This is a genomic window from Vannielia sp. (genome assembly GCF_029212645.1).
Classification (GTDB): Bacteria; Pseudomonadota; Alphaproteobacteria; order Rhodobacterales; family Rhodobacteraceae; genus Vannielia.
This window is the reverse complement of the sequence record NZ_JARGND010000015.1, coordinates 1-5,861: the sequence shown is the minus strand read 5'-3', so window position 1 is coordinate 5,861 and position 5,861 is coordinate 1. Positions and strand designations below refer to the sequence as shown.

General features: G+C 60.2%; 5 protein-coding genes. All 5 read left to right on the top strand.

The features are described from left to right. On the top strand, positions 1-648 hold a 648-nt coding region (locus P1U55_RS06870; RefSeq protein WP_301046794.1), incomplete at its 5' end, for an OmpA family protein. A 127-nt stretch (positions 649-775) separates the two neighbouring features. Further along, positions 776-2,077, top strand: a complete 1,302-nt coding sequence (locus P1U55_RS06865; RefSeq protein WP_301046793.1) for a flagellar hook protein FlgE — start codon at positions 776-778, stop codon at positions 2,075-2,077. Between the two features lie 41 nt (positions 2,078-2,118). Then, positions 2,119-3,564 (top strand): flagellar hook-associated protein FlgK, encoded by a 1,446-nt coding sequence (gene flgK / locus P1U55_RS06860; protein ID WP_301046792.1) that lies wholly within the window; start codon positions 2,119-2,121, stop codon positions 3,562-3,564. Between the two features lie 12 nt (positions 3,565-3,576). Further along, positions 3,577-4,584: a flagellin gene (locus P1U55_RS06855; RefSeq protein ID WP_301046791.1), complete on the top strand. Its 1,008-nt coding sequence runs from the start codon at positions 3,577-3,579 to the stop codon at positions 4,582-4,584. Next, complete coding sequence (locus P1U55_RS06850) at positions 4,584-5,696, top strand: flagellar basal body P-ring protein FlgI (RefSeq protein ID WP_301046790.1); 1,113 nt, start codon at positions 4,584-4,586, stop codon at positions 5,694-5,696. The genes P1U55_RS06855 and P1U55_RS06850 overlap by 1 nt, the downstream gene beginning before the upstream one ends. Positions 5,697-5,861 lie beyond the last annotated feature (165 nt).

Genomic DNA, 5,861 nt, shown 5'->3' with positions numbered 1-5,861 from the left:
CTGAGCCGGATTTCGGGCGGCGGTGACGGGGCTTTTGGCGGGGATTCGGTCTTTACCGAGGAAACCCTGCCACAAAACGGCACCGGCGCCACCAAGTTGAACCCGACTGAGGCTGACAAGGCCGCAGGCGAAACCGGAGAGGCGAATGGCGCGGCCGAGGCCGAATCGCTCAGCCAGTCGGTTGCGCTTGAGAACGTCGAGCAGAAATTGATGGCGATGTCGGGCGAGAGCATGGCCGCCAATGACGCACTGCGCCACATCGTGACAAAGGTAACGGATGAAGGCCTGATTGTTGAGGTTTTTGATATCGAGGGCGTGCCGCTCTATGAGCCGGGCACCGATGAGCCGACCGAAATGATGCGCGAGATCGGAGCGATGCTGGCACGGGTGTTTTCGCTTGCCGCCAACGAGGTCGCCGTCAACGGGCACACCGCAGCCGAGCCGCTGGTGCTCGCCGATAATCCAGTGTGGCAGCTCAGTTCGCAGCGCGCCCATTCCGGACGCAACCTGATGATAGACGCGGGGCTTGATCCAGATCGTTTCCAACGCGTCTCGGGCTACGCAGATCGTGAACCGGTGGAGCAAAATCCGATGTCCATCCGCAATAACCGGCTGGAATTCATCTTGCTGCGGCCCGACATTCTGTAGCCCCGCCTTCAGCGATGTGTGAGGACGCCCGCGAAAACCGGTCGCATTTTAATTGTTAGGACCACCTTAAGCCGGCGTCTCCATAGTGTCTTTCAATCTTGCAGCAAGCAGCAGAAAGGCGCTTCACATGACCATCTCTTCCTCGCTCAATGCGGGTGTCGCAGGCCTTGCGGCCAATGCCAGCCGTCTGGCAACAATCGCCGACAACATCGCCAACAGCTCGACCAATGGCTACAAAAGGTCGGTGGCCGATTTTCATTCTATGGTGATTTCATCGGGCAACGGCACCTATTCAGCGGGCGGTGTGCGGGTCACCACAACGCGCTTTATTGATCAGCCCGGCGCCCTGCTTTCCACTGAAAACCCAACCGACCTCGCCGTGCGCGGCGATGGGTTTCTGCCGGTAACAACCGCTGCGTCGCTCAGCAGCCTGACCGGCGATACCCCGATGTATCTGGCAACCACCGGCTCGTTCCGCACCAACGCCGATGGTTACCTCGTCACCGAAACCAACCTTGTGTTGATGGGCTGGCCAGCCGATTCTGATGGCACGGTCCCTGTTTATCCGCGTGACACTGCGGACGGCCTCGAACCGATCCAGATCAACGCCAACCAGTTTGCCGGTGAACCCACCGAAAATATCTCGCTGGGCATGAACCTGCCCGCCAGCGAAACCGAAACCGATGGCAGCGGTGACACCCTCGAACTGTCGATCGAATATTACGATAATCTCGGCACTTCCGAATCCCTGCACATCGCCTTCACGCCTCAAATCGACCCCGTTACCGCCACGAATACATGGGACATGGTCATCACTGACAGCGCCCTTGGCTCCGTGGTGGGCGAGTATGAACTGGAGTTCGACGATCAGCGCGGCTCCGGCGGCACCATCGCAGCCGTCAGCCTCACAGGTGCCGGCGGGGTCTATAATGGCACCGAGGGCACCTTCTCCGTCAACGTCGAGGGAGGGCCGATCTCGATCAATATCGGCTCGCTTGGTTCCGGCAACCTGATGACCCAGCTTTCGGATCAATTCGCCCCAACCCAGATCTCCAAGGACGGCTCACCTGTGGGCAGCCTTGTGTCTACCGAGGTTGATGCAAACGGCTATGTCCATGCCACCTTCGATATCGGCATCGTGCGCACGCTCTACCAAATTCCACTGGTGGCCCTGTCCAATCCGAACGGGCTGACCGCACTTGATAACCAAACCTATCAAACCACGAACGAATCCGGTTCGTTCTTCCTGTGGGATGCTTCCGATGGCCCCACTGGCGACATCTTGAGCTATGCGCTTGAAGAAAGTGCCGTGGATGTCGCCGGTGAGTTGACCTCCCTGATCCAAACGCAGCGGGCCTATTCGTCCAACGCCAAGGTGATCCAGACGGTGGACGAGATGTTGCAAGAAACCACCAACATCAAGCGGTGATGATCCGGCACACCTGAACCACTCTTTCAACGGGGGTCCCCATGTCCTTTTCCGCCTCACTTTCCGCCGCGCTCTCTGGCTTGAACGCCACGCGCCGTGCCGTCGATGTTGTCAGCTCCAACGTGGCGAATTCGCTCACCGAAGGCTATGGTCGGCGGTCGCTGACGCTCACGTCAGCATCGCTCGGCGGGGTGCAGGTTGTTGGGGTCACCCGCGATGTGGATATCAAGCTGGTGGGGGATCGCCGCGTGGCACAGGCCGCCGTGGGCGAGGCCGATGCCCTTGCCTCCGCGATGCTCGAAATCGAAAACCTCTTTGGCGAGCCGGGTGCGCTCGGCTCGCTACAGGACTCCTACTCCCGCTTCGAAGCGGCCATGATCAGCGCCAGTTCCCGGCCCGATGTGTCTGCCCGCCTCGATGCCGCCGCCCGATCAGGCGTGCAGCTTGCGGAAAAGTTTGGCGAAATCTCCGACGGCATCCAAAATATGCGGATGGACGCCGACCAGTCCATCAGCCGCCAGGTTGACAAGCTCAACACAACCCTCGGGCAAGTTGCCGACCTCAACGCGCAGATCTACCTGAACCGCTCCAGCGGCCAGGATCTTGCCGGGCTGCAAGACCAACGGCAAATCCTGATCGACAGTATCGCCGATATCATCCCACTCAAACAGGTGGATCGGGGCAATGGAACAGTCGCGCTTTTCACCCCAACCGGCGGCGTGGTGCTGGATGGCACAGCGGCCGAGTTTGGCTATAGCCCGGTCAACGTGATCACCGCCGACATGACGGTAGACTCCGGAGCCCTTTCGCCGCTCACCCTCAACGGCACCGCAATTGGCACTCAAGGCAAATACGCCACCATCGCCGGCGGATCGCTTGCGGCCAGCTTCGCGGTGCGCGATGAAATCGCCGTCGAAGCCCAGGCTGGGCTCGATATGCTCGCTCGCGATCTGGTGGAACGGTTCGAAGATCCGGCGCTGGATACCACTCTCGTCGCGGGCGATCCGGGTCTTTTCACCGACAGTGGTGCGGCCCTTGATCCGCTTGACGAGGCTGGCCTTGCCGGACGGCTGGAATTTAACAGGCTGGCCGACCCGGATGAGGGCGGCAACAGCTGGCTTCTGCGTGACGGCCTTGGCGCGGTCAGCGAAGGTGCCGCAGGCAATTCCAGCCTTCTCAATGCTCTCACCGCGCGCCTCACCGATAGCCGCGCCGCCACCTCGGCAGCAGCCACTGGCCTAGCGCGCAGCGCTGGTGGCCATGCGGCAGACCTGCTTTCGACCCTCGCCTCCGAACGCGAGAGTTTTAGCGTGGAGCTAAGCTATCACTCCACGCGCTACGAGAGCCTCAAAAGCACCGAACTGGCGGGCGGCGTCGATACCGACAGGGAGTTGCAGCAATTGCTGGTGATCGAACAAGCCTACGCCGCCAACGCCAAGGTGCTCCAGACGATCGAGCAATTGATCGAAGAAATCATGGCCATCTAAGAGGACTCCCTGATGCTTAACCAGATATCCCATGGCGACATGGCCCGCCTGTTCTTGATGAATAACGCCAGCGGTGATGCAAAAACCGCCGTCACCCAACTCGCTCAGGAACTTGCCACCGGGCACAAGGCCAGCCTCGCCGATGCGGTGAATGGCGATTTTTCTCCCATCAGCTCGATCGAATTCACCCTGTCGCGCAACGCCGCCTACGAAACGGCCGCGACGGAGGCCAACACCTTCGCAGCGGTGATCCAAAATGCCTTCGACACAGTCGCAACCCTGAGTGAAAACAGCGCTACGGCCATGCTCACCGCCGCGCAGGCCGTGCAGCCTGAAAATATCGGGACCGCCGCCGCAGATGCGGCCTCCAAGCTCGCGCCTACCATCGCCGCATTCAATACCCAGTTTGCCGGGCGTTCGGTGTTTGCCGGTCAGGCCGTCGATGGCCCGGCCCTCGCCGACGCCGAAACAATCATGGCCGCGCTCACCACCGCTACCGCGGCCGATACTGACGCAGCCTCGATCATCGCCTCTCTCGAGGCCTGGTTCGCTCCCGGCGGCGATTTCGACACGGTCGCCTATATCGGCTCTACTGATGAATTAGAGCCAATGGAAATCGGCAATAACGTAACCGCCGACCTGTCGATCACCGCCAGTGACACACGCATCCGTGACACGCTCAAAGGTCTCGCCTTGGCCAGCCTCATCGCCGATGGAGCCCTAAGCCCCGATTCCACCGCCCGCGCCGAACTGCTCAGTGCGGCTGGTGAAATCACGCTGAATGCGAATACCTCGCTTACGCATCTGCGGGCCGAAATCGGCACCGTGCAGGCTTTGATGGAAGACACCGACACGTTCCGAACCGCCGAAACGACCGCGCTGGAAATTGCCCGCGCCGAGCTGGTGGAGATTGACCCTTACGATACCGCGACCCAGCTGCAAGCCGCGCAGTCACAGCTCGAAATGCTCTATTCAATCACCGCCCGTATGCAATCCCTTTCACTGGTGAATTACCTCTGATGATTAATCGTACCATTACCGCCCTGCTCGCCACATTCTTTGCAATTTCCGCGAGTTTCGCCGCCGCTTCACCGGTGCGCATCAAGGACCTTGTCGAATTTGACGGGGTGCGCGGCAACGATCTTGTCGGCTATGGCCTCGTGGTCGGCCTCAACGGTTCTGGCGATGGGTTGCGCAACGCCCCCTTCACCGAAGAAATCATGCAAAACATGCTTGAACGGCTGGGCGTTAACGTCACCGGTGAACAGTTTCGCCCGAAAAATGTCGCTGCGGTGTTTGTCACCGCCACCCTGCCCCCCTTCGCGCGGTCCGGCAGCCAGATTGATGTGACCGTTTCGGCGATTGGTGATGCCAAAAGCCTGTTAGGCGGAACGCTCGTGATGACCCCCCTCACCGCAGCCGATGGCCAGATATACGCCGTGGCACAAGGGACCATCATTGCAGGCGGCGTCACCGCCGAGGGCGATGGAGCGACCGTTACCCAAGGGGTGCCCACTGCGGGATCCGTGCCATCAGGCGCACGGGTCGAGCGAGAAGTTGCGTTTGATTTCAGCTCTCTGCGGTCCATGCGCCTCGCATTGCGCACCCAGGATTTCACCACCGCAAACCGGATCGAACAGGCGATCAATGCCGCCTTTGGGGCGCCAATCGCCCGCATGCTCGATGGCGGCACTGTGCAGGTCAACATTGCCGCAACCGGCTCTCGTTCGCCCGCGCATGTGCTCAGCCGATTGGAGAATATCTCTGTTGAGCCGCAACGCCGCGCCAAGGTTGTCGTCGATCAACGATCCGGCACAATTGTCATGGGGGAAGATGTTCGCATTTCCCGTGTGGCGGTCAGCCAGGGGAACCTCACCATTCGCATCGAGGAGCGGCCCATCGTCGTGCAACCGAACCCCTTTGCGCCTGGTGATACAGTCATCGTGCCAGACACAAATGCCGAAATCATCGAGGAACCGGGAACTGGCTTGGCCGAAATCACAGGCGGCACCTCCCTATCAGAAGTGGTAGCGGGTCTAAACGCCCTTGGCGTTTCCCCATATGACATGATCGATATCCTGAAGAGCATCAAAGCCGCCGGGGCACTGCATGCAGAGTTCATCATACGCTGAGGCCGCGCTATTCGAGCAGCCACCAGTACCGAGCCCCATGCAACCCGTCCGCGACGGCAAAGGGCTCCACAAGAATCGCTTACATTCTACCGATAAGCCCATAAAAAAGGGCTTCAGGATCGACGGGCACGTCATGCGTAAGTCGCTCAATGAGCTCCTGAACGC

What these genes read in the sequence shown, in the direction of transcription:
- P1U55_RS06865 (WP_301046793.1), top strand. Translation starts at nt 776, where the DNA reads ATGACCATCTCTTCCTCGCTCAATGCGGGTGTCGCAGGCCTTGCGGCC.
- flgK (WP_301046792.1), top strand. Translation starts at nt 2,119, where the DNA reads ATGTCCTTTTCCGCCTCACTTTCCGCCGCGCTCTCTGGCTTGAACGCC.
- P1U55_RS06855 (WP_301046791.1), top strand. Translation starts at nt 3,577, where the DNA reads ATGCTTAACCAGATATCCCATGGCGACATGGCCCGCCTGTTCTTGATG.
- P1U55_RS06850 (WP_301046790.1), top strand. Translation starts at nt 4,584, where the DNA reads ATGATTAATCGTACCATTACCGCCCTGCTCGCCACATTCTTTGCAATT.